At 71.5% G+C, this 22,821-nt stretch carries 18 protein-coding genes and 1 tRNA gene; 6 read left to right on the forward strand and 13 right to left on the reverse strand.

Features of this window, described 5'->3' with window-relative positions; genetic code table 11:
* Nucleotides 1–187 precede the first annotated feature (187 nt).
* The gene (locus tag AB5J50_RS24870; protein ID WP_369260544.1) at nucleotides 188–4,309 is read left to right on the forward strand and encodes a PAS domain-containing protein; all 4,122 of its coding nucleotides are present in this window, start codon (nucleotides 188–190) and stop codon (nucleotides 4,307–4,309) included.
* Between the two features lie 59 nt (nucleotides 4,310–4,368).
* Here AB5J50_RS24870 and AB5J50_RS24875 read toward each other — a convergent pair whose 3' ends face one another.
* A complete protein-coding gene (locus AB5J50_RS24875) occupies nucleotides 4,369–4,953 on the reverse strand; it encodes a TetR family transcriptional regulator (protein WP_369260545.1) in 585 nt (194 codons plus the stop codon).
* A 164-nt stretch (nucleotides 4,954–5,117) separates the two neighbouring features.
* Here AB5J50_RS24875 and AB5J50_RS24880 point away from each other — a divergent pair, with 164 nt between their 5' ends.
* The gene (locus tag AB5J50_RS24880; protein ID WP_327429983.1) at nucleotides 5,118–6,374 is read left to right on the forward strand and encodes an MFS transporter; all 1,257 of its coding nucleotides are present in this window, start codon (nucleotides 5,118–5,120) and stop codon (nucleotides 6,372–6,374) included.
* A 63-nt stretch (nucleotides 6,375–6,437) separates the two neighbouring features.
* Here the strand turns inward: AB5J50_RS24880 and AB5J50_RS24885 are convergent, their stop codons facing one another.
* The 8 genes from AB5J50_RS24885 to AB5J50_RS24920 all read right to left on the reverse strand — a co-directional run bounded on the left by AB5J50_RS24885 (nucleotide 6,438) and on the right by AB5J50_RS24920 (nucleotide 14,724).
* Nucleotides 6,438–8,081, reverse strand: a complete 1,644-nt coding sequence (locus AB5J50_RS24885; protein WP_369265503.1) for a long-chain fatty acid--CoA ligase — start codon at nucleotides 8,079–8,081, stop codon at nucleotides 6,438–6,440.
* 172 nt (nucleotides 8,082–8,253) lie between these two features.
* Entirely contained in the window at nucleotides 8,254–8,817 is a 564-nt protein-coding gene (locus AB5J50_RS24890) for a SigE family RNA polymerase sigma factor (RefSeq protein ID WP_369260546.1), read from the reverse strand.
* Between the two features lie 416 nt (nucleotides 8,818–9,233).
* On the reverse strand, nucleotides 9,234–10,400 hold the full coding sequence (locus tag AB5J50_RS24895) for a lipid-transfer protein (protein WP_369260547.1): 1,167 nt from the start codon (nucleotides 10,398–10,400) through the stop codon (nucleotides 9,234–9,236).
* Nucleotides 10,397–10,792, reverse strand: a complete 396-nt coding sequence (locus AB5J50_RS24900) for a MaoC family dehydratase (protein ID WP_369260548.1) — start codon at nucleotides 10,790–10,792, stop codon at nucleotides 10,397–10,399. The genes AB5J50_RS24895 and AB5J50_RS24900 overlap by 4 nt, the downstream gene beginning before the upstream one ends.
* Entirely contained in the window at nucleotides 10,789–11,886 is a 1,098-nt protein-coding gene (locus tag AB5J50_RS24905) for an acyl-CoA dehydrogenase family protein (RefSeq protein WP_369260549.1), read from the reverse strand. Before AB5J50_RS24905 ends, AB5J50_RS24900 begins: the two co-directional genes overlap by 4 nt.
* Nucleotide 11,887: 1 nt before the next feature.
* Nucleotides 11,888–12,862, reverse strand: coding sequence for a bifunctional MaoC family dehydratase N-terminal/OB-fold nucleic acid binding domain-containing protein (locus AB5J50_RS24910; RefSeq protein WP_369265504.1), 975 nt, complete (start codon nucleotides 12,860–12,862; stop codon nucleotides 11,888–11,890).
* A gap of 80 nt (nucleotides 12,863–12,942) precedes the next feature.
* Nucleotides 12,943–14,139 carry an acyl-CoA dehydrogenase family protein gene (locus AB5J50_RS24915; protein WP_369260550.1) on the reverse strand — a complete coding sequence of 399 codons (1,197 nt, stop codon included), beginning with the start codon at nucleotides 14,137–14,139 and terminating at the stop codon, nucleotides 12,943–12,945.
* A 279-nt stretch (nucleotides 14,140–14,418) separates the two neighbouring features.
* Nucleotides 14,419–14,724 carry a hypothetical protein gene (locus tag AB5J50_RS24920; protein ID WP_369260551.1) on the reverse strand — a complete coding sequence of 102 codons (306 nt, stop codon included), beginning with the start codon at nucleotides 14,722–14,724 and terminating at the stop codon, nucleotides 14,419–14,421.
* A 371-nt stretch (nucleotides 14,725–15,095) separates the two neighbouring features.
* Between AB5J50_RS24920 and AB5J50_RS24925 the strand changes: the two genes are divergently transcribed.
* On the forward strand, nucleotides 15,096–15,974 hold the full coding sequence (locus AB5J50_RS24925; RefSeq protein WP_369260552.1) for a bifunctional DNA primase/polymerase: 879 nt from the start codon (nucleotides 15,096–15,098) through the stop codon (nucleotides 15,972–15,974).
* A 180-nt stretch (nucleotides 15,975–16,154) separates the two neighbouring features.
* Here AB5J50_RS24925 and AB5J50_RS24930 read toward each other — a convergent pair.
* Both AB5J50_RS24930 and AB5J50_RS24935 read right to left on the reverse strand, forming a co-directional pair.
* Nucleotides 16,155–16,241, reverse strand: a tRNA-Ser gene (locus tag AB5J50_RS24930).
* A gap of 46 nt (nucleotides 16,242–16,287) precedes the next feature.
* On the reverse strand, nucleotides 16,288–17,787 hold the full coding sequence (locus tag AB5J50_RS24935; RefSeq protein WP_369260553.1) for a trypsin-like peptidase domain-containing protein: 1,500 nt from the start codon (nucleotides 17,785–17,787) through the stop codon (nucleotides 16,288–16,290).
* 257 nt (nucleotides 17,788–18,044) lie between these two features.
* On the opposite strand from AB5J50_RS24935, the gene AB5J50_RS24940 reads away from it, so the two are divergent.
* The 3 genes from AB5J50_RS24940 (at nucleotide 18,045) to AB5J50_RS24950 (ending at nucleotide 20,812) form a co-directional block, all read left to right on the forward strand.
* Nucleotides 18,045–18,854 carry a glycerophosphodiester phosphodiesterase gene (locus tag AB5J50_RS24940; protein ID WP_369260554.1) on the forward strand — a complete coding sequence of 270 codons (810 nt, stop codon included), beginning with the start codon at nucleotides 18,045–18,047 and terminating at the stop codon, nucleotides 18,852–18,854.
* 127 nt (nucleotides 18,855–18,981) lie between these two features.
* A complete protein-coding gene (locus tag AB5J50_RS24945) occupies nucleotides 18,982–19,620 on the forward strand; it encodes an ATP-binding protein (RefSeq protein WP_369260555.1) in 639 nt (212 codons plus the stop codon).
* A 202-nt stretch (nucleotides 19,621–19,822) separates the two neighbouring features.
* Nucleotides 19,823–20,812: a DUF5926 family protein gene (locus tag AB5J50_RS24950; RefSeq protein ID WP_369260556.1), complete on the forward strand. Its 990-nt coding sequence runs from the start codon at nucleotides 19,823–19,825 to the stop codon at nucleotides 20,810–20,812.
* A 233-nt stretch (nucleotides 20,813–21,045) separates the two neighbouring features.
* Here AB5J50_RS24950 and AB5J50_RS24955 read toward each other — a convergent pair whose 3' ends face one another.
* Both AB5J50_RS24955 and AB5J50_RS24960 read right to left on the reverse strand, forming a co-directional pair.
* Entirely contained in the window at nucleotides 21,046–21,645 is a 600-nt protein-coding gene (locus AB5J50_RS24955; RefSeq protein ID WP_369260557.1) for a hypothetical protein, read from the reverse strand.
* A gap of 56 nt (nucleotides 21,646–21,701) precedes the next feature.
* Nucleotides 21,702–22,367 (reverse strand): bifunctional DNA primase/polymerase, encoded by a 666-nt coding sequence (locus AB5J50_RS24960; protein ID WP_369260558.1) that lies wholly within the window; start codon nucleotides 22,365–22,367, stop codon nucleotides 21,702–21,704.
* Nucleotides 22,368–22,821: the final 454 nt, after the last annotated feature.

Here is a 22,821-nt window from a genome sequence, read left to right on the forward strand (position 1 = left end):
ATGCGTGGTCACAGGTTCTACGTCTCTTCTGCGTCCAATCCGCGTCACTTCCGCGTGCGACCTCCCTCTCATCCGGCGTCGCGAGCGCAACCTCTGCCCGTAGACTCCCTCGCGTGACACGCTGCGGGCCGGTTGGCAAGATGGCATCCGCGGTCGGCAAGGTGCGGTAACAGGGAGGAAGCGTCTCGTGAGCAGCAGGCCATCCCGAGGCGCTGCTCGCCTCGCAGCCATACTGGACGCGCTGCCCGATGCGTTGGTGCTGGTCAACGCCAATGGGACCGTCGTCAACGCCAACACCATCGCCCTGGAGGCCTTCGAGGCCCCGGGCACGGCTCTGGTGGGCCGGGGACTGCTCGATCTGCTGCCGCAGTTCGACTCCCGGCTGATCCCGGGATCCATGCGGCAGCCCGAGACCATCGACCAGAACGGGCGGACCAAGCCGACCCGGATGATCGCGCGGCGGACCGACGGGACCGAGTTCCCGGTCGAGGTCACCAGTGCGAATCTCGAGAACGGCCAGCAGGCCTACGACAGCTACGGACCCACCCCTGACGAGCTGCTCATGCTCGTCGTACGCGATCTGTCGGGCACCGTCGACACCGAGGCCGAACTCGCGCGTTCGCAACGCCAGACCGAGATGATCCTGCGCGCGGCGGCCGAGGGTGTCGTCGGGACGGACACCGAGGGGCGGGTTGTTCTGGTCAATCCGGCGGCCGCTCAGATACTCGGATACCGGGCCAGCGATCTCGGCGGCCAGGACCTGCACTCCCTCATCCTTCACTCGCGCGCGGACGGCGACGAGTTCGCGTACGAGGAGTCGCCGCTCGCCGACACCCTGCGCTCCGGGCGCAAGCACCGGGTGCGCGGGCAGGTCCTGTGGTCGAAGGCCGGGGACAAGGTGCCGGTCGACCTGACGACCGCGCCGGTGCGTGACGGGGACCAGCTCGTCGGCGCCGTCATGACCTTCACCGACCGGCGGCCGTACGACACCCTGGCCGAGGAGAAGGACGCCGAGGCCACCCGGCACGCCGAGGAGCTCGCCCGGATCGCCGACGAGCACGCCGAGGAGCTCAAGGCGCTGCGCGAGGCGCACACGGCCGAGCTGGCCGAGGTGAGCGAGCAGCACGAGGAGGAACTCGCCGCCGGCGACGAGCGGTACGCGGCGCTCGGCGAGCGCGAGAAGGACCGCTACGAGGCGCTGACCGCGCGGCACGAGCAGCTGCTGGCCGTGCTCAGCCAGTCCCTGCGCGGACCGCTCGACCAGCTGCGCGGCGAACTCTCCAAGCTCGCAGCCGACGACGCCGGACAGCTGTGGCCCGAGGCCAACCAGGTGCTCCACCATCTCGCGGCCGGCTACTCGCGGATCACGACGCTCGTCGACAACGTCCTCGGCTATCAGCGGCTGGATTCGGGCGCGGAGGAGATCTCCCGTACGAAGGTGATGCTCGACGCGGTCGTCGCCGCCGGTGTCGAAGGGGCCGTCGAGCTCATCGGGCCCGGGCGCGTCCAGTTCGCCGTGCACGCGCCGCCCATCGAGGCCGAGGTCGACCCGCAGCGGCTCGCGAACGCCCTCGCGCATCTCATCGCCGATGTGGCGGGGGTCGACGCGACCGGCAACGCGCCCGTGTCGGCGGGCGGTTACATGGACAACACCGTCGTCGTGGCCGCCGCGCAGCGCGGTGAGGGCGTCCGTATCGAGGTGCGCGGGCCGTACGCCGGGGGAGACCCGGTGCACGAGCCGATCGTGCGCGGGATCGTGCGCGCGCACGGCGGTGTGCTCCAGACGCACGAGGTGCCGGGCATGAGCGGCAGCGCGTTCGTGCTGGAGGTGCCGATCGGCGGGGGCGCCGGGACGGTTCCGGCCACCGAGCCCGCGGACGCTCCCGGTTCCGAGGTCGCCCTTCCCGAGCAGGCCTCGCACCAGAGCGGCGGCAGGCGGCGGGCCCGGCGGTCCTCCGTGGACGCCTTCCTGGAGAGCGAGGTGGCGGGGGAGTCCGAGCCCGCGGCCACCGAGACCGGCGGGGCCGCTCCCACGGGGCGGCGTCGGCGGCGTACGGCCGATGAGCAGAACCCCCGCGAGGTGACGGTGCCCGCGCAGGGGTCCGCGGTCGAGGGCCCGGGTGACGGCGGTGGCTCCGGCGGTACCGGACGGCGGCGCGGACGGCCGAGTCCGGCCGAGGACGCGGGCGACGGTACGACGGGTGACATGCCCGGCGAGGCGACCGGTGACGGCACCGGCGGTGTCTCCGAGGGTGCGGTCGTCATGGCGGGCGAGCACGCGGCGGGCACCGCGGCCGTGGGCACGGGGCTTGGCGGGACGGTGCCTCCGCAGGGGGTGCCGGTGCCCGCCGGGCGGCGTGCGCTGCGGGACGGCGAACAGCACGCGCTGCCGGCGGCGTTGCCCGCGGCGCCCAGTGCGCCCGTCGCCCCGGAGGCGCAGGGGATGCAGGACGCCGGTGGCTCCGCGGACGCGGGGCAGCCGACCGGGCGCCGTCGGCGTGCGCTGGCCGCCGCGGCCGAGCGTGCCGCCGCGCAGGAGACGGGCGCCCGTACGGTGTTCGCGCTGCCGCCCGCGGAGGCGGACCAGTCACCCGAGTACGTCCAGGCCCAGGCTCAGGCGCAGGCCCAAGTTCAGGCTCAGGCCCGGGCTCAGCTCCAGCAGGCCGACGACGGCCGTCATGACGCGATGCTGCACGACCCGGCCGACGATCACACCCCGCCGCAGCCGCACCCCGTCTCCAACCCGACGGGACGGCGGCGCGCCCGCCTTGCCCCGGGTCAGCCGGAGACAGCGGGGACAGCGGGGACACTCGCGCAGGGTGTGCCGGCGCAGGCGGTTCCGGCACAGGGCGTTCCCGCGCAGGGTGTTCCCGCGCAGGCACCGCAGCCCCCTGCCGCCGCCCAGGCCACCCCGGCCCCTGCCCAAGCCCTGGCTCCGCAGCCGTGGCCGAACGCCAACACGAACGCCGGTCCCCACGCCAACGACACTTCCGGCGCGGGCACTCCGGCCCCCGTACCCCCCGGCGCGGCCCCCGCACAGCCGGTGGCCCCGGCGCAGCCCGCGCCGAGCGCTCCCGCCGCGGCTCAGCCCACGCCCGCCCCGGGCACCCCGCTCCCCCCTGAGCTCCCGGCGAAACCCCGCGTCGCTCAGCCGCTGCCCGCCGAGGCCGCCGCCCCGATCGACCCCAACTCGACGCAGGGCCGTGCCATAAGCGTGCGTACGCTCGGCCAAGGCGTCCCGTTCGCCCGCCAGTCCGCCCCGAACCAGCCCGGCGCCCCGGCTCAGGCCCAGTCCGCCACGCCTCCCCCGCACCAGACGAACGGTTCGGGCCGCCGCCGCAAGCTCGGTACGCCTCCCGAGCCCGCCGCCGAGCGCCCGGAGACGGAGGCCCGTCCGCACCCGCAGGCGGGCCAGACCGCCGCGGCGCCCGGGCCCCGGCTGCCCGGAGCCACCGAGGGCGCCGGACGGTCGTACGCCATAGGAGCACCGGACGAGAACGCCGCCGAGGGCCCCGAGCCGCTCGACGGTCCCGGCGGCGCGGTCGAGGTCGCCGACCAGCCGCAGCCGCAGCCCCTGGACGACGAGCTGCCCCCGGAGCCGCTGGACAACCCGCGGCGGCTGCTCGTGTGGCCGGCGCCCGACGTCACCACCCAGCAGGCGCTGAGCGACCGCGGCTACCGGCCCGTCATCGTGCACTCGCGCGAGGAGGTCGACGCGCAGATCGCCGCCTTCCCGGCCGCGCTCTTCGTCGACCCGCTGACCGGGCCGATCACGCGCACGGCGCTCCAGTCGCTGCGCCAGGCGGCCGTCGCAGCCGAGGTCCCCGTCCTCGTGACGGCGGGGCTCGGACAGGCGACGCGCGAGGCGGCGTACGGCGCCGATCCCGCCGTACTCCTGAAGGCCCTGGCGCCCCGGGACTCCGAGCAGCACCCGCCGCGCGTGCTGCTCATCGAGGAGCACGCGGAGATCGCGCTGGCGCTGACCGCGACGCTGGAGCGGCGCGGGATGCAGGTCGCGCGGGCGTCGACCGACGCGGACGCCGTCACGCTGGCCTCGCAGATGCGGCCGAACCTGGTCGTGATGGATCTGATGCAGGTACGGCGCCGGCACGCCGGAATCGTGGACTGGCTGCGCGCGAACGGGCAGTTGAACCGCACACCGCTCGTCGTCTACACGGCCGCCGTCGACCCGGCCGAACTGCCGCGCCTGGCCGCGGGGGAGACGGTGCTGTTCCTCGCCGAGCGCTCGACCAGCGCCGAGGTGCAGGACCGGATCGTCGACCTGTTGGCACGCATCGGCACCAACTAGGCCCGGTCAACCAGGCCTGGTCAACCGGGTCCGGCCGACCCCAGGTCCGCCCCAGGGGCTTACCGGGCGGTCAGCCGTCGTGCCGCCGCACGGACCGAGGCCCGTACCCGCTCGCTGTCCGTGTCCTCGCCGCCGACCAGGATGCGCCGCATCTGCGGCACGGCCGTGGACCAGCCCGCGAGCGCGACCAGCATGAACAGCAGGTCGTTGGGCGGGATGTCGGCGCTGATGACGCCGCGGGCCTGCGCGTCGGCGAGGGTGGCGACCTTGCGGGCGTAGTGCTGCCGGCGCTCGGACTCGTCGGGGAGTTCGGCCGTGTCGTACTCGATGCCCTCCCAGAAGAGGAGGCGCAGCAGTTCGGGGTGGGCGGCGTGGTAGTCCATCAGCCGGTCCATCCAGCCCTCGATGTCGTCGCCGTCGACGGGGAGCGCTATGGCGAGGTCGAGCATCCGCTTCTCGAGGACGCGTGCGAAAAGCTCCGCCTTGTTGCCGAAGTAGGCGTAGATCAGCTGCTTGTTCGCCTTGGCCTCGGCCGCGATGCGGTCGATGCGGGCGCCCGCGATGCCGTACCGGGCGAATTCGCCGATCGCCGCCTCGAAGATCCGGGCCTTGGTGGCCTCGGGGTCCCTGACTTTCGCTGCCATGCGGACAGGGTAGCGGAATAAGTAACCAACCAGTTGGTTGACACTCCCGTGGGTGCGGGGCAGACTCGGCCTCCGCAGCCAACCAACCAGTTAGTTACTTGGCCGGCTGGTTACTCAGCTGACCCGATCCGCTCCGCAGCCGGCCCGAAGGAGTCCCGCCGCTCATGCCGTCAGCCACCCAGGAGATCCCGGCGCCCCGCACCGGTGTCCGCCGACCGGCCGCCGCGCCGTCGCTCCCGCCCACCCTCCTCCTCACCCTCATCGCCCTGTGCACCGCCGTCACGGCCGCCAACATCTACCTCGCGGCCCCGCTGCTCCCCCTGATCGCCCACGACTTCGGCTCGGCGCCCTCGGCCGTGGCCTGGATCGCGTCGGTCGCGCAGTTCGGCTACGCGACCGGGCTGCTCTTCTTCGCCCCGCTCGGCGACACCGTGAACCGGCGCCGCCTGGTCGCCGCCCTCTCGCTCATCACCACGGCGGCGCTGACCCTGGGCGCCTTCTCGGGCGGGACCACCACACTGGCCGCCGCCGTCTTCGTCGCGGCCGCCGCCACCGTCGTACCGCAGCTGCTGGTGCCGCTGGTCGCCGCGCGCGCCCCCGCGAACCGGCGGGCCCGGCACGTCGCCGCCGTCATCGCCGGGCTCTTCACCGGGATCGTCGCGGCCCGTGTCCTCGGCGGGCTGATCGGCCAGGCGTTCGGCTGGCGGATCGTCTTCGTCGGCGCGGCGGTGCTGACCGCCGCGCTGGGGCTCGCGACCGCCTGGGCGCTCCCCGCGGACTCCCGCCCCCGCACGGGCCCGCTGTTCGCGGGGCTCCGCGCCCTGCCGTCCGTCGTCCGCACCTCCCCGGACCTCTGGCGGGCGTGCCTGCGCCAGGCCGGGATGTACGGGGCGTGGAGCGCGCTGTGGACCTCGCTCGCGCTGCTGCTGACGGGCGACGGCGGGTACGGGCTGTCCACCGCGACGGCCGGGCTCTTCGGTCTCTTCGGCCTCACCGCGAGCGCCGTGGCACCGCTCGCGGGCGGGTTCGTCGACCGGTTCGGCGCCGCCAAGGTCGTACGGTCCGCGTATCTGCTCGCGGCCGTGTCCGTACCGCTGTTCTGGCTGGGCGGGAGCACGCTGTGGGCGCTGTGCGCGGCGGCGATCGTGGTCCACGCGGCCCTGGTGACCAGCCATGTCGCCAACCAGACCCTGGCGTTGACGACGACCTCGACCCCGGCGACCGCCAACACGGCTTATGTGGTGGCCGGTTTCGCGGGCGGCGCGCTCGCATCGGCGCTGGCGGGCAGCGCGTTCACCCAGTGGGGCTGGGGTGGCGTGTGCGCGGTGGCGGGGGTGTGGCTGCTTCTGGGGTGGACCACGACGTCCGTACGGCGTGGTCCGGGGCGGAACGCGAGCGCCACGGCGTCCGTACGTCGATGATCTGCGCGTACGGCGGGTGGGGCGCCCCAGGGCTCCCCACCCGCCGTACGTGTGTCACGTGTGTCAGAGCTTCGTGACGTCCAGCTCGCCCTCCGCGTACTGCCTGCGGAGCACCTTCTTGTCGAACTTGCCGACGCTCGTCTTCGGGACCGAGGCGATGATCGTCCAGCGCTCGGGGAGCTGCCACTTGGCGATCTTGCCCTCGTCGGCGAGGAAGGCGCGCAGCGACTCGAAGTCGGCGGCGGAGCCCTCCCTCAGGACGACGGTGGCCAGCGGCCGCTCGCCCCACTTGTCGTCGGGGACGGCGACGACGGCGGCCTCGGTGACATCCGGGTGGGACATGAGGGCGTTCTCCAGGTCCACGGACGAGATCCACTCGCCGCCCGACTTGATGACGTCCTTGGCGCGGTCGGTGAGGGTCAGGAAGCCGTCGGCGCTTATGGTGCCGACGTCACCGGTCTTGAGCCAGCCGTCCTCGCTGAACTTGTCGGCGGGGCGCAGCGGTTCGGCGCCCTGGCCGCCGTAGTAGGCGCCCGCGATCCAGGGGCCGCGCACCTCCAGCTCGCCCGCGGACTCGCCGTCCCAGGGGAGCCGTTCGCCGCCGGGGCCGGTGAGGCGGGCCTCGACGCCGGTCGGGAAGCGGCCCTGCGTCAGCCGGTACGCGAACTCCTCGTCCGTGCCCTCGGCGTGGGCCGGCGGCCGGGCGATGGTGCCGAGCGGCGAGGTCTCGGTCATGCCCCAGGCGTGACAGACCCGCATGCCCAGCTCGTCGAAGGCCGCCATGAGCGAGGGCGGACAGGCCGAGCCGCCGATCGTGACCTGGGTGAGGGAGGAGACATCGCGGGGCTTGGCGGTCAGCTCGGCGAGCAGGCCCTGCCAGATGGTGGGGACGGCGGCGGCGTGCGTCGGCCGCTCGCTCTCGATCATCTCGGCAAGCGGCGCGGGCTGGAGGAAACGGTCCGGCATCAGCATGTTGATGCCGGTCATGAAGGTCGCGTGCGGCAGACCCCAGGCGTTGACGTGGAACTGCGGGACCACGACGAGGGTCGTGTCGCGGTCGGTGAGACCCATCGACTGGGCCATGTTGACCTGCATGGAGTGCAGGTAGATCGAACGGTGGGAGTAGACCACGCCCTTGGGGTCGCCGGTGGTGCCGGAGGTGTAACACATGGCCGCGGCCTGGCGTTCGTCGATCTCCGGCCAGTCGTACGTCGTCGGCTTCCCGGCGATCAGCTCCTCGTACTCGTGCACCCGCACGGACGCTCCGGCGAGCAGCGAACGGTCACCGGGGCCCGAGATCACCACGTGCTCGACGGTCGGCAGATGGGAGAGGAGCGGCGCGAGCAGCGGAAGCAGCGAACCGTTCGCGATGATCACGCGGTCGGCGGCGTGGTTCACGATGAAGACGAGCTGCTCCGCGGGGAGGCGGAGGTTGAGCGTGTGCAGGACCGCGCCCATGGAGGGGATCGCGTAGTACGCCTCGACGTGCTCCGCGTTGTTCCACATCAGCGTCGCGACCCGCTCGTCGCCCGTCACCCCGAGGTCGTCGCGCAGGGCGCCCGCGAGCTGGGCCGCACGCTCCGCGGCCGCGCGGAAGCTGCGACGCTGCGGCTCGCCCTCCCCGGTCCAGGTCGTGATCTGCGACGAACCGTGCACGAGCGCGCCGTGTTCGAGAATGCGGGTCACAGTCAGCGGTACGTCCTGCATCGTGCTCAGCACGGCGTCCTCCCGGGGGCGACATTGCCTACGCGGTAGTAAGGGCTGCGCTGATTCTGCGCACATACCGCGCGGTATGTCACTAGGGCCCGTTGATCGATCACATCACGTTGCCAACGGGAACCTTTATGGCCCACCGGAAGGTGACCTACCGGATGGTGGCCTAACGGACGAGTCCCAGCTCGGGGTCCTCGCGCAGCTTGCCCAGCGCACGCGACACGGCCGACTTGACCGTCCCCACGGAGACCCCGAGCACCTCAGCGGTCTGTGCCTCACTCAGGTCCTCGTAATACCGCAGAACGACCATCGCCCGCTGCCGCGTCGGCAACTTCGCGATCGCCCGCCACATCGCGTCGTGCAACGCCTGCTGCTCGGCGGGGTCCCCGGCGGACAGCCCCTCCGGCTCCGGCAGCTCGTCGCACGCGAACTCGTCGACCTTGCGCTTGCGCCACTGCGACGTCCGCGTGTTCAGCAGCGCCCGGCGCACATAGCCGTCCAGCGCCCGGTGGTCCTCGATCCGGTCCCAGGCGACGTACGTCTTCGTCAGCGCGGTCTGCAGCAGGTCCTCCGCGTCGCTCGGGTTCGCGGTGAGCGACCGGGCCGTACGCAGCAGCACCGGCTGGCGGGCCTTCACATACGACGCGAACGAGGGATACGGCGCGTACGGAAGGGTTTTCACCGCCGGTGTCGCGGCGTTCGAAGCGCTCGTGCAGACGGGTGTGGTCATGGCTCCACGCTAGGTTCGCCCCCTCCTCTCGCGGATCGGCCGCAGGTCCCGAAGCGGTGTCCCCCTCAGGTTGTAGGAGTGGGGCTGACCCCACCTCCTGAGGGTGGACGAGCGGCGCCTGCACCCTGAGGGTTCATCCCTGAGAGACACCTACCGAGGCAGTACACCGGGGCAGTACACCGGACCGCTGGGGGCGGGTACACCGGACCATTGGGGGCTGCGCACCGGACCATTGGGGGCTGCACGCGGGACGGCCGGGAGCTGGTCGCGGGACCACCGGGAGTCGGTCGCGGAACCAACGGGAGCTGCACGCGGGACCGCCGGGGCTGGTCGCCGGACCACCGGGAGCTGGTCGCCTGACCGCCGAGGGGCGGCTGTACGGGGGCCCGCTGGGTCCCGGACATGCTCCCGCCTTCTCACTCGTCCGTCCCGAGGATCAGCCCCGATGTGGGAACTCCGGTGCCCGCGGTGACGAGGACGCGGCCGGCTCCCGGTATCTGGTTCACGGACGTGCCCCGCAGCTGTCGCACCCCCTCCGCGATCCCGTTCATCCCGTGCAGATACGCCTCCCCGAGCTGTCCTCCGTGCGTGTTCAGCGGCAGCCGCTCCTCGGCGACGAACTCCGCGCCCTCCCCCGGCTTGCAGAACCCGAACTCCTCCAGCTGCATCAGCACGAACGGCGTGAAGTGGTCGTACAGAATCCCCACGTCGATGTCCCCCGGACTCAGCCCCGCCGTCCGCCACAGCTGCCGTGCCACCACGCCCATCTCCGGCAGCCCCGTCAGATCGTCCCGGTAGAAGCTGGTCATCTGCTCCTGCGCCCGGCCCGCGCCCTGGGCGGCGGCCGTGATCACCGCGGGGGGATGCGGCAGATCACGGGCCCGCTCCACGGACGTGACGACGATCGCCTGGCCGCCGTCCGTCTCCTGGCAGCAGTCCAGCAACCGCAGCGGCTCGACGATCCACCGCGAGGCCGCGTGCTCGGCGAGGGTGATCGGTCTGCCGTGGAAGTACGCCGCCGGGTTCGTCGCCGCGTACTTCCGGTCCACCACGGCGACATGGCCGAACGCCTCGGGTGTCAGTCCGTAGGTGTGCAGATACCGCTGGGCCGCCATCGCCACCCAGGAGGCCGGCGTGAGCAGCCCGAACGGCAGGGACCAGCCCAGCGCCGCCCCCTCCGCCGACGGCTCCCGCTGCTGCACCCCGGAACCGAATCTCCTGCCCGACCGCTCGTTGAACGCCCGGTAGCAGACCACCACCTCGGCCACTCCGGTCGCCACCGCGAGCGCCGCCTGCTGGACCGTCGCGCAGGCCGCGCCGCCCCCGTAGTGGATCCGCGAGAAGAACGACAGCTCCCCCATTCCGGCCGCCTGGGCGACGGTGATCTCCGGGCTGGTGTCCATCGTGAACGTGACCATCCCGTCCACGTCCCCCGGCGTCAGCCCCGCGTCGTCGAGCGCGGTCCGCACCGCCTCCACCGCCAGCCGCAGCTCACTGCGCCCGGAGTCCTTGGAGAACTCGGTGGCCCCGATCCCCACGACCGCTGCCGCTCCGCCGAGGCTGTCCCTCGTCCGTACGCTCATCGGGCGCCCCCGGGCGGCAGGGTGACCGTCACCGTCCCGGTCACATGTCTGCCGATGCCGTTCGCCCCGATCACCCGCACCGTCGCCGTGTCGCCCTCGACCTCCTCGACCGAGCCGGTCAACACCATGGTGTCGCCCGGGTAGTTGGGCGCGCCGAGGCGGATGGCCACCTTGCGAAGCACCGCGTCCGGTCCGAGGCAGTCGGAGATGTACCTCCCGACCAGACCGTTGGTGGTCAGGATGTTCATGAAGATGTCGGGGGAACCCTTCTGCCGTGCCAGCTCCGCGTCGTGGTGCACGTCCTGGTAGTCCCGTGACGCGATCGCCCCGGCCACGATCAGCGTGCGCGTGACCTCGATCTCCAGCGGCGGCAGTGCGTCGCCGACTCTCATGTCTCCACCTCACCGCTCACGATCAACTCCCCCAATTCCTGGAGCACTTCGCTCCCGCACCCCAGATACGCGTCCAACTGCCGCCCCCACAGAAAGTGCCGGTGCACGGGGTGTTCCAGATCGGCTCCCGTCCCGCCGTGCAGATGCTGGCCCGTGTGCACCACCCGCTGTCCCGCCTCGGACGCCCACCAGGCGGCGGTCAGCGCGTGCGTCGCGTACGCCAGCCCCTCGTCGCGGCGCCATGCCGCCTCGTACGCCGTCACCCGTATCGCCTCGGTGTCCATGTACGCGTCGGCCGCCCGGAGTTGGACGCCCTGCTTGGCGGCGAGCGGTCGCCCGAACTGCTCCCGCGTGTTTGTGTACTCCACGGCCCGCGCCAGCGACCCCGCGCACACCCCGGCCTGCAGTCCGGCGAAGGCGGTACGGGCGGTGGCGAGTATGTCGTCGTAGGCGTCCTGGGGAGCCTGCTCGCCCTGGTGGAGGTCCTCCTCGTCCGGGTCCTCCCTGTATCGCTCACCCGGCGGCCCACCAAGCCGCTCACCTGGCGTCCCGTCGAGCGTCAGCCGCCCCGCCGACCAGGGCGCCGTCAGCTCCACCGGCTCGCATGCCGCCTCGGCGGTCCGCACCAGCCAGAGCCGGTGCCGGTCGTCCGCGACGAGCACATAGGTGGCGTCCCGCAGCCAGGGCACCACGGGGACGAGACCGCTCAACCGTCCCGGCGCTCCCTCCCGGACGGCACCCGGCCCGGACATCGCCCCGCTCACCACCACCGTGCCGTCCCCGATCCCCGGCAGCAGCCGCTCCCGCTGCTCTTGTGAACCGTGGGCAGTCACCGCCAGGAGCCCGTACACACAGCTCGCCGCGAACGGAACCTGGGCCGTGGTGCGCCCCTGTTCCTCCAGGAGGAGCACCAGGCCGAGGAGCCCTATGTCCGCCACGGCCGCCACGAGCCCGGCCGCGCACAGCTCCTTCCACAGCTCGGCGTCGCTGCCGGTCCCCGCGGCGGCGAGCCGCTCGTGCGTGGAGAGGTCGCCGAAGATCCGTGCGGCGAGATCACGGGCGGCTGCCTGCTCCTCGGTCGGCGTGAAGTCCATCTCAGCTCCCCCCGCCATCGGTCTCACCGGCCCGGAAGACCGGCAGCACCAGCTCCTCGTCGTACCGCTCGAATTGGAGCCGCACGGGCATCCCGATCCGCACCTTGTCGTACGGCACCCCGATCACATTGCTCACGATCCGCACGCCCTCCGCCAGCTCGATCAGGCCGACCGCGTAGGGACCCGCCGCGTCGGCGGCGTGATCAGATTCCGTGAAGGCCGTGAAGGCCGGGAAGGGCGGATAGTGCATGACGACGTACGAGTAGACGGTCCCGTCGCCGCTCGCCTCGACCGTGTCCCACTCCAGACAGCCACATCCGTTGCACCCCGGCAGCCAGGGGAATCTCAGCTCCCGGCAGCCCGTGCACCGCTGGATCAGCAGCCGGTGCCGCTCGACGCCCTCCCAGAACCCGGCGTTGTCCCTGTTGACGACCGGGCGCGGGCGCCTGCTCCTCGGCTCCTCCAGCTCCTTCGACTCTTTGGGCTTCCGTCGCGCCGGCGCGTACTTGAGGATCCGGAACCGGTGCGTACCGGCGAGCTCGCCCCCCGCCCGTACATCCATCCGCGTCGTGACGAAGTGCCCCGTGCCCAGCTTGGTCGTCTTGCGTTCGGAGACCGACTCGATCACCGCGTCGAAGGTGATCTCGTCCCCCGGGCGCAGCGGACGCACATACTCCTGCTCGCAGTCGGTGGCGACCACCGAGGTGTACCCGGCGTCGTCGAGCAGCCCGAGCAACTCGTCGAACGCGCCCGAGCGGCCCGTGTGTCCGGAGAGGCCGCCCATCGTCCATGCCTGGAGCATGGTGGGCGGTGCCACGGCGTCCGGCCCCTCGTACGCCGGATTGGTGTCACCCATCGCCTCGCACCAGTGCCGGATCATCGGCTCGTTGACCGGGTCCTTGCCCACGCCCGCGACAGCGGCCGCGCGCCCCTCGTACACCTTCAGCCGCAGCCCCAGCTCGACCAGCGCATCCAGCTCATCCGGCTCGTCCAGCTCATCCGGTTCGTTCGGTTCATCCGGCTCGTTCGGTTCATTCAGTTCATTCGGTTCGTCACTCACCGCCGCCCCCTCTTCATCCCGAGCCGCATGGTCGCCACGATCTCCCGCTGCACCTCGCTCACCCCGCCCCCGAACGTGTTGATCTGCGCCGCCCTGTTCATCCGCTCCAGCTCGCCGTCCCCGAACACCCCCGGTGAGCCGGAGCGGACCAGTGCGTCCGCTCCCACAATTTCCTGACACATTCGGTACACCGCGACCGCGGATTCGGTTCCCACGACTTTCACGCCGCTCGCGTCGCCGGGTGCCAGTCGACCGGCCCCCACATCCCCCACCAAACGCCAGTTGAGCAGGCGTGATGCCGCCAGTCGGGCATGTACTTCGGCCAGCCGGAACCGCACCCACGGCTCGTCAATCCGACGCCGACCATTCACCGGATCAGGTGTACGCGCCGCCTCCAGCGCGGCCGCGTAGAAGTCCTCGGCCTGCATCCCGATCGCGGCGAGCGCGACCCGCTCGTGGTTGAGCTGGTTGGTGATGAGCCCCCAGCCGCCGTTCTCCTCGCCGACGAGGTTCCCGGCGGGGACGCGGATCCCGTCGTAATACGTGGCCGTGGTCGTCAGTCCGCCCACCGTCTCGATCGGCGTCCAGGAGAAGCCGGGCGCGTCCGTGGGCACGAGGAGGATCGAGATGCCCTGGTGCTTGGGCGCGTCCGGGTCGGTCCGGCAGGCGAGCCAGATCCAGTCGGCGTTCTGGGCGTTGGAGGTGAAGATCTTCTGCCCGTCGATCCGCCAGTGCGCGCCCTCGGCGTCCCCCGGACCGGAGGTCTCCGCGCCGTCCCGCACGGCGCGCGTCCGCAGGGAGGCGAGGTCCGTCCCCGCCGAGGGCTCCGAGTACCCGATGGCGAAGACGAGGTCGCCGCTCAGGATGCGCGGCAGGAAGAACTCCTTCTGCTCCTCGCTCCCGTACTTCATGAGCGTCGGCCCTACGGTGTTCAGAGTGACCATGGACACCGGCGCGCCGGCCCGGTAGGCCTCGTCGAAGAACACGAACTGCTCGTCCGCGCCGCGCCCTTGGCCTCCGTACGCGACGGGCCAGCCGAGTCCGAGCAGCCCGTCGGCGCCGATGCGGCGCAGCAGGGCGCGCTGCCGCCCGGGGTCGTCGGCGGGCGGCGGTCCGTCGGGCATCAGGTCCCGGAAGTACGTACGGAGCTCGGCGCGCAGCCGCTGCTGGCGCTCGGTGGGGGCGAGGTGCACGGCGGCGGCCCTCCCGGACTTCGTACGAACAAGGGTTTCTGACTGTCCGTCAGATACTGTCCACTGTCAAGGTCACCGGAGCCGTGACGGACCCTCCGGAGGATCGGGACCGGAGCTGCCGCGGACCTTCCGGAGAACCGGCACCGGAGCCGTCGGAGACGCACCGAAACGCGTCTGCGCGACGGCACCGAAGCACCGCCGCGCAGACGCGTTACCACCCCACAGAGCGCAACCCCACACGGGAGTTTCCGGGCCGATGTGAGCGCATCGGCCCCCGGCTCACCAGAGGTTGGTGAAGTTGACGACGGCGTTGTCCTGGTCGATGGCAGTGAACGCCGAGCCGTTCACCTGGGCCGTGTTGCTCTGGTTCGAGGCGCCGGAGCCGACCGCCTGCTGCTGGGTGGTGGAGGAGTTGCCGTTGTTGTCGTGTCCGACGCCGCTGCCGATGATGGACGCCACGCCCGCGTTCGATCCGTCGTCCGCGAAGGCGCCGTTGTCTGCTGTCGCGACACCCGAGAAGAGGGCGGCCGCGAGGGGCAGGGCCGCGACGGCGGCGAGGACGCGGGCGGTACGGATGCTTGCCATGTGATTCCTCCAGAACCGGTTGTACGCACCGGCGGTGAACCGGGATGTACGTGAAATAAGGCTTGTTCCAAGGCAGTTGGCCGACCGCCTCGGCGTTGTTCACGACGTCGCGAGTCCAGAGTTGCCCACAGAATCCCCGGCGAACCACCCCGGAAGCCGTGATTCGCCCTCAAGCGTGAGGACATGTCGATAAACCCCCTTCACGCCCACAAACTCCCTGCTCAGCCCTGGCCAGGCGGCTCAATCCCAGTCGCCGCAAGGGCTGAAGCGTTCCAGCACATTTTCGGCCAATCCCACCCTTCGCCCACCCCGCGCCCTCGCGTGTCCGGCGAGCCCTTCCCTTTTTCGAACACTCGTACGAACATGGATGCATGGCCACCATCGACCGGCAGGCCACCACCCTGGCCCTGGCCCACGCCCTGTCCGCAGCCGAGCGCGGACTGGCGGTGATCCCGCTGTCCCGAACGAAACTCCCGGCCCTGCGCTCCCCCCATCGCGACGACCCCGAACCCTCCCCCTGCCACGGCGAATGCGGCCGCTTCGGACACGGCGTGTACGACGCCTCGACCGACCCCCGGCGCATCCGCGAACTCTTCGCCGCCGCCCCCTGGGCCACCGGCTACGGCATCGCCTGCGGACTGCATCCGCACCACCTCATCGGCATCGACCTCGACACCAAATCCGGTACGGACTCCTCGGCGGCCCTCCGTGAACTGGCCCTGCGCCACCTGTTCACGATCCCGGCGACCGTGGTCGTCCTCACCCCCAGCGGCGGCCGTCACCTGTGGCTGAGCGGACCGCCGGACGTCGTCGTCCCCAACTCGGCGAGCCGGCTGGCCCCCGGCATCGACATCCGCGGCGCCGGCGGCTACCTCGTCGGCCCCGGCTCCCGCACCGAACACGGCGTGTACGAAACGGCTCCGGGCACCGCGCAGCTGGCGCCCGCGCCCTGCCCGCGCGAACTGCTGCGCCTGCTCACGCCCCCGCCCCGTACGCACCACCCCACGCCCCCCGCGACCGGCCAACACGGCCAGGGGCTCGTCCAGTTCGTGCTCGCCGCCCACGCGGGGCAGCGCAACACCCGCCTCTTCTGGGCCGCCTGCCGCGCCTACGAGAACGGCATCGGCCCCCAACTGACCGAGCCCCTCGTCGAAGCCGCCGTCCGCACGGGCCTCACCGAACGCGAGGCCCGCTCGACGATCGCGTCGGCGGCCCGCATGACGAACCCGTCGCCTCGGCGGCACGGCTGACGGTCGGCCGGTGGTCAGCCGGCGAAGCGGTAGCCGAAGTGGCCGCCACCGGTCGGGCCGGTGAGGTCGTCCGCACGGTAAAGGGCGGGACCCAGGGTGCGACATGGGTCGCATGCCTCACCGTCTGTCAACGGCGAGAGCCCCCGACCGGTTTCCCTGGTCGGGGGCTCTCAGCCACTGCGGTGGGTGTGGGATTTGAACCCACGGTGACATCGCTGCCACGACGGTTTTCAAGACCGTTCCCTTAGGCCGCTCGGGCAACCCACCCCGCGCCGCCCACGATCGTGGGCGGCGCGGGGACAAGACTAACGGGTCAGCTGTCGCCCTCGCGCTGTCCCAGGGTGACGTCCACGGTGTGGGTCTTGCCGTCGCGCGTGTAGGTGAGCTTGACGGTGTCGTTGGGCTGGTGGGTCCAGATCTCGCCGATGAGGGTCGGACCGCTGTCGATCACCTGGTCGTCGAGCTTGGTGATGACGTCGCCGGGCTTGAGGCCGGCCTTGTCGGCGGGGCCGCCGGAGGTGACCGCGTCGGAGCCGCTCGCGCCCTGCTCGGTGATCTTCGCGCCGCCGGTGCCCTCTTCGAGGGAGACCGACGCGCCGATCACCGGGTAGACCGGCTTGCCGGTCTTGATGAGCTGCTGGGCGACGTTCTTCGCCTGGTTGATCGGGATCGCGAAGCCCAGGCCGATGGAGCCGGACTGGCTGGTGCCGCCGAGGCCGCCGCTGCTCGTCGACTGAATCGCCGAGTTAATGCCGATGACAGCGCCCTGCTCGTCCAGGAGAGGGCCACCGGAGTTGCCCGGGTTGATCGAGGCGTCCGTCTGCAGGGCGCTCATGTACGAGGCCTTGCTGCTGGAGCTGCCGTCACTGGAGGCCACCGGGCGGTTCTTGGCGCTGATGATGCCCGTGGTCACCGTGTTGGAGAGGCCGAAGGGCGCGCCGATCGCGATCGTGGAGTCGCCGACGGCCACCTTGTCGGAGTCGCCGAGAGCCAGCGGCTTCAGGTCCGACGGCGCGTTCTTGAGCTTGATGACCGCGACGTCGTAACCCTGCGCGTGGCCGACCACCTCGGCGTTGTACTTCTTGCCGTTGGGGAAGGTCGCGGTGAGCTTGCCGCCGTCGACCGCGTCCGCCACGACGTGGTTGTTGGTGAGGATGTGGCCCTGGGTGTCGAACACGAACCCGGTGCCGGTGCCGCCCTCGCCGCTGGTGCTCTGGGCCTCGATGGTGACGGTGCTCGGCAGCGCCTTGGCCGCCACGTTCGCGACCGTGCCCGAGGCACGCTTCACGCTGCCGCTGCTGCTCGGGGCGGAGACCGTCGTCGAGTCGGTGGAGTTGTCGTCGTTCTTGGCCAGCGAGTAGCCGATGCCGCCGCCGACGCCGCCCGCGACCAGCGCCGCCACCAGGATCGCGGCGACCAGGCCACCGCGCCCGTTCTTCGGCTTCGGCGCTGGCTGCTGGTGGTAGGAGGAGCCCCACGCGTCGGCTCCCGAGCCGCCGCCGTCCGCGTACGACGGGGTGGCGGGCGGCGGAGGCGGCCAGCCCGCCTCGGCGGCGGAGCCGGGGGCTCCGGCGCCCTGTCCGTACGGGTCGGCTCCCTGCCCGGCTCCGGCGGAGGCGTACGCCGACTGCCCCGCGTGCGCCGGTGCCTGCTCCGGCGCGCCGGGGGCGCTCGGAGGCACCGCCGGGATCGGTGCCGTCGGTGCGCCCCCCTCGGGCGCAGCGGTCTGCGCGGAAGCAGCGGGAGTTTCCACCGGCACAGGAGGTGCGGACGGGGCCGGGGGTACTGCAGTGCCCTCGTTCTCGGTGCTCACAGCTCTTCTCCTCGATCCACGGCTGTTGTTCTCGGTCGCACTCGGTCACGCTCACTCACGCTTGTCGACGGCCCGGCGCGATTCAGCTGTGCATGTGCTTTTGTACGCCGTCAGCTTTTCCCACCGGACGTCAGAGCACCATAAGCGGTGGCTGTGGGTCCGGGGCGATTCTTTATAACGGACCCGCCAGTCGAAATTGACCCATTTCTGACGTATCCGACCTCACGCCTGCCCCGTGACGGTGGCACCATGACGCGGTGACCCTCGCACGACAGCACCCGATTCAGGTCGTCGCCCACCGCGGAGCCTCCGAAGAGGCCCCCGAGCACACCCTGGCCGCGTACAAGAAGGCGATCGAGGACGGGGCGGACGCCCTCGAGTGCGACGTACGGCTGACCGCGGACGGGCATCTCGTCTGTGTCCATGACCGCCGCGTCAACCGTACGTCCAACGGCCGCGGAGCGGTCTCGGCCCTGGAGCTCTCCGAGCTGGCCGCGCTGGACTTCGGCTCCTGGAAGAACCGCGACGAGTCCCCGGACTGGGAGTACGGCCCCGGGGACCCGCAGGACACCTCGGTCCTCACCCTGGAGCGACTGCTCGAACTCGTCGCCGACGCGGGCCGGCGCGTGGAACTGGCCATCGAGACCAAGCACCCCACCCGCTGGGCGGGCCAGGTCGAGGAGCGGCTGCTGCTCCTGCTGAAGCGTTTCGGCCTGGACGCCCCGGAGTCCGCCGCCGAGTCGGCCGTACGCGTCATGAGCTTCTCGGCACGCTCACTGCACCGCGTCCGGGCCGCGTCCCCGACTTTGCCCACGGTCTATCTGCTGCAGTTCGTCTCGCCCCGGCTGCGCGACGGACGACTGCCCGCGGGTGTCCGGATCGCGGGCCCGTCGATGCGGATCGTACGCAGTCACCCCGGGTACATCGAACGGCTGAAACGAGCCGGGCACCAGGTGCACGTCTGGACCGTGAACGAGCCCGAGGACGTCGATCTCTGCGTTGAGCTGGGCATCGACGCCATCATCACCAACCGCCCGCGCGCGGTACTGCGCCAGCTCGGCCGCTGACTTCGCGACCCCCTCCCTGAAGCCACCTCCGAAACGCACCCCGAACCCCCGGATTCCACCGTCGAATTCAGGCCACGCGATTACAGGGAGTGCACCGGCGCGTTCGGTCCGTGTTCGATCGTTACGAGTGCGTCAGCAGACGTGGATTGGCCGGTTTCCGGTCCAGTCCAAAGGGGCATTCACACCGTGGCGTGGGGCAAAGGAGGTCTCGGGGGTGGCGTTGGTGGTGGCACAGGAGGTGCCCACGTCGTCGAGCATGGCCGTACCCCATGGCCCTGCGGGCGTGGGGAAAGCAAGACACCGGATGCGTGATCAGCTGCGCTCCGGTGGCGTGGCGGAATCGGTCATCGACGATGCCGTACTGATCCTTTCCGAACTGCTCAGCAACGCGTGCCGACATGGCAGGCCGCTGGGCGATGCCCTGGCAGGCGACGGCGACGTCCGCGCCGCGTGGCGCGTGGATCCGTCCGGAAGACTCACCGTCGAGGTGACGGACGGCGGTGGTCCGACCCGCCCGGTTCCGGCCACGCCCTCGGTCACCGCGCACGGCGGCCGCGGGCTGAACATCATCACGGCGCTGGCCAAGGACTGGGGCGTGCGGGACGACGCCCGCGGTGAGGTCACGGTGTGGGTCGTCGTCCAGGAGGACGTGGCGGTCACGACAGCCGCGCGCCGTCGTGACGATTTCGCTACGCGCGTCGCGTCACCGACCGTGTCCGGGATACCCGACCTCGACTTCGCGGACGCCTTCGACGACTTGGACTGAAGGACACACCGATCCAGGTCCTACGCCGATCGAGGCACCCCCAGGCCGCCTTCCCGTGAGCGCGGTCGGACCGAGGCACACGCGGACCGAACCACCGGTTCCGGGACGACTCGGTGCGTTGTCCACAGGGTCCCGTCGGCCGTCGCACGAACGGCTAGGCTCGCGCCCGTACGAGACGAGCCGTGATCGGGAGACACCCACGATGGCCAAGAAGCGACCCCAGACGAAGGCCAAGCAGCCTCAGACGAAAGGCGGAGCCCGCGCCGGAGGCGCTGATGGGAACTTTCCGGTTGTCGGCGCTCGCGAGCCCTGCCCCTGCGGCAGCGGCCGCCGCTACAAGGCCTGTCACGGCCGAGCGGCAGCGCACGCGGTGACCGAGCTGGTGCACCGCCCCTTCGAGGGCCTGCCGGGCGAGGGCGACTGGGTCGCGCTGCGCGAGCTGGTGCCCGCCGCCACAGTCGAGCTGAAGCTCAACGAGAGCCTCCCCGAGGGCGTCCCCTCGGTCACGCTCGCCACCGTCCTGCCCATGGCGTGGCCCGCGCTGCGCCGCGACGACGGCTCGGTCCTGCTCGGCCTGCAGAACGACACGGCGTCCGGTGACATCAGCCGCGATCTGGCCGACACCCTCCAGCGCGCGCTCACCGCGCAGCCCGGCACTCCGGTCGAGGGCCGGCGCGCCCCGGCCGACGGTCCGCGGCTCCAGGACCTGCTCGACCCCGAAGGCGCGTTCGAGCCAGTTGTGCACGCGGGCTTCGAGTTCTGGGTCCCGGACGCGGAGAACGCGACGCCGGAGGTGACCGCCTCCCTGGAGCGCGCCAACGCCGCCGCCATCCCGACGGTGAAGCTCTCCGGGGTCGACGCCGCCTACTGGTGCGAGACGCCCGACAAGAACCACCTGCGGTGGGTCATGCCGCACCCGGAGGAGCAGCTTCTGGACGCCCTGGCCCGGCTGCACGCGGCCGGCCGGTCGAGCCTCGGGGAGGGTACCCGACTGGTCGGCTCCTTCCGTGCGCACGGGCTCACGGTGCCGGTCTGGGACCTGCCGACAGGGGTCACGGCGGACGACGTCGAGAAGCCGGCGGCCGAGTTCGCCGAGCGCCTCGCCACCGCTCTGGCCACGGACGCACCGCTCACCGCGGACGAGCGCCGCGCGCGCGGCGGCCTCACCAACCGACAAGTAACTCTCAGCTGATTCACAGACAGCGAAACTGACCGACTGGTCAGCTGGTCAGGACCTCGCAGATGGGTGACTCCTGTCACAACTCCCCGTTGTGACAGGTAAATCCGTGTCCGAATAGCCGAGATCGAATTTGCGAACCGCCGATCTCTTGTTACCGTTCGAGTAGCCCGGTTGCTGGTGCATCCCCCGTCGCCAGCAACCGGGTCTTTCCATGTGCGCAATCCCGTACGACGTCAACAGCCTTGCTACTGCCCCGAGTTGCTCCCCGAGCGCAGCAGCAGCGGCCCACGGGAACCCGCGCCTTTCGCGAACTCCGCGACCGCCGTGTAGGCCCCCGCATCGCCCGTCGTGCGCTCCCTGGGCGTCTCGCACGCCCCCGGATCGTCCTCCGCGCCCACCGTGCAGTTCATCTGCACCGTGCGGCCGCCGGGGCCCATGAGGCTCAGTACGGAGCTCAGCTCGTCGCCGGTCGCGTTGCGGTAGTAGGTGCGCGCCCAGGTGTCCTCACCCTGCGTGAGGACACAGGTCTGCGCCTCGACACCGTCGGGCGAGGAGAGTTCGGGTCCGCACCGGGCGGCGGTGGCGAGGCCGAGACCGAGCAGCAGGGGAGAACGTGTGGGGGCGGGACTCACCGCCCCCTTGTCGTCGTCACGGCGACCGTCATCACGCCGGTCGCCGTCACGTCGGTCGCCGTCGTGTCCGGACGCACGCACGGCCGCAGGACCGGCGTCGCCCCGATCACCGAGATCGCCGAGGTCGCCGACAGGTCCCGCGGATGCCACGGCCAGCGGAAGGGCCACCGTGACCGCCACTACGCCCGCGAGTGCGAGCAGGCGAAGGTTCATACCGGGGAAGATAACGAGCGGGGGCGGGCGCGCGGTTCACCGCGCGCCGGGCGCCCCTACAACTCGGGCGCGCTCACACCCGTACGAGTGAGGGCCTCCACCACGGCGTCCACGACGGCCTCGACATCGGGCACCCAGGGGGCGGCCGAGCCGGGCAGCGGGGCGCGCTCCCAGCGGATCTGGTCCTGGCCGGTCTCGGAGGGCGGCAGCGCGATGTAGCCGCCCTCGCCGTGGAAGCGGAGGGAGCCGGGGACGAAGTCCTTGGCGTAGAGCAGTTCGCCGAGCTGCTCCATGGAGTACGGCGCGACGAGGATCGCCCAGCGCGTGGCCGACGCGACGACCGGGCCGAGGCGCATGCCCTTGCGGTCGAGGGCGTCGAGGGCGCGGGCCGCCGCGAGGGCGGGCAGGCTCACGGCGCAGGGGGCCGTGCCTCCGGTGGCCAGCACGATGGGTGCCGACGGCCGGTTGGTCCACCACCAGCGCACCATGCGCTCGTCGGTGGTGGCCGCGAGGAGGCCGGGGTCGAAGGGGTGGGCGCCGGGCACCGTGCACTCCGGGTCGGGGCATCCGCAGCGGGCACGCCCCTGCGGGTCCGCCGCCACACCCGGGAGTACGGGCCACCGCCATTCGGCCGCGAAGGTCAGGGCCGCGCCGAGCACCTCAGGCCTCCCGTTGTTTCGCCTGGACAGGAGCCTGCGTCGCCTTCCGAGGATCTCGCGCATGAGCGCTCGTTCCTTTCCGTTGCACGCCTGGCAACACCGAGGACCACATCACACCATGTGTCGATCACTTCACTGTGCGTACCTGCTGGCGCATCACACCCCTGCTGGAGACAAGGGAAACCCCTCTGGGCCGAGCATTTGGCTGCGTCCGCGTCCATACTGCGCTTGTCTAAAGCATGGGCATGGCGTGGGGTGGCGGCGCCTGGCGTTTTGCCGTCCCGCGTATTTCTTGCCGCCTCCGCCACGGGAGGATGGGGCACGGTCGTCGGTGGTTAAGACGCCCGGGTCCGCTGCCAGGTTCCGGGAGGATCCCAACCACCCCTGGCCTTCACCGAGTACGTACCCACGACCGCTGTGACGCTCCGTCGAACTAGGCCAGTCGACCGCAATAAGCCGTTACCCGAGTCAGTTTTAAGCCAACTTTGCTTTCCCGCAAGGGTTACCGACAGTCTCA

This window comes from Streptomyces sp. R35 (assembly GCF_041053035.1).
GTDB classification, from domain to species: domain Bacteria; phylum Actinomycetota; class Actinomycetes; order Streptomycetales; family Streptomycetaceae; genus Streptomyces; species Streptomyces lutosisoli.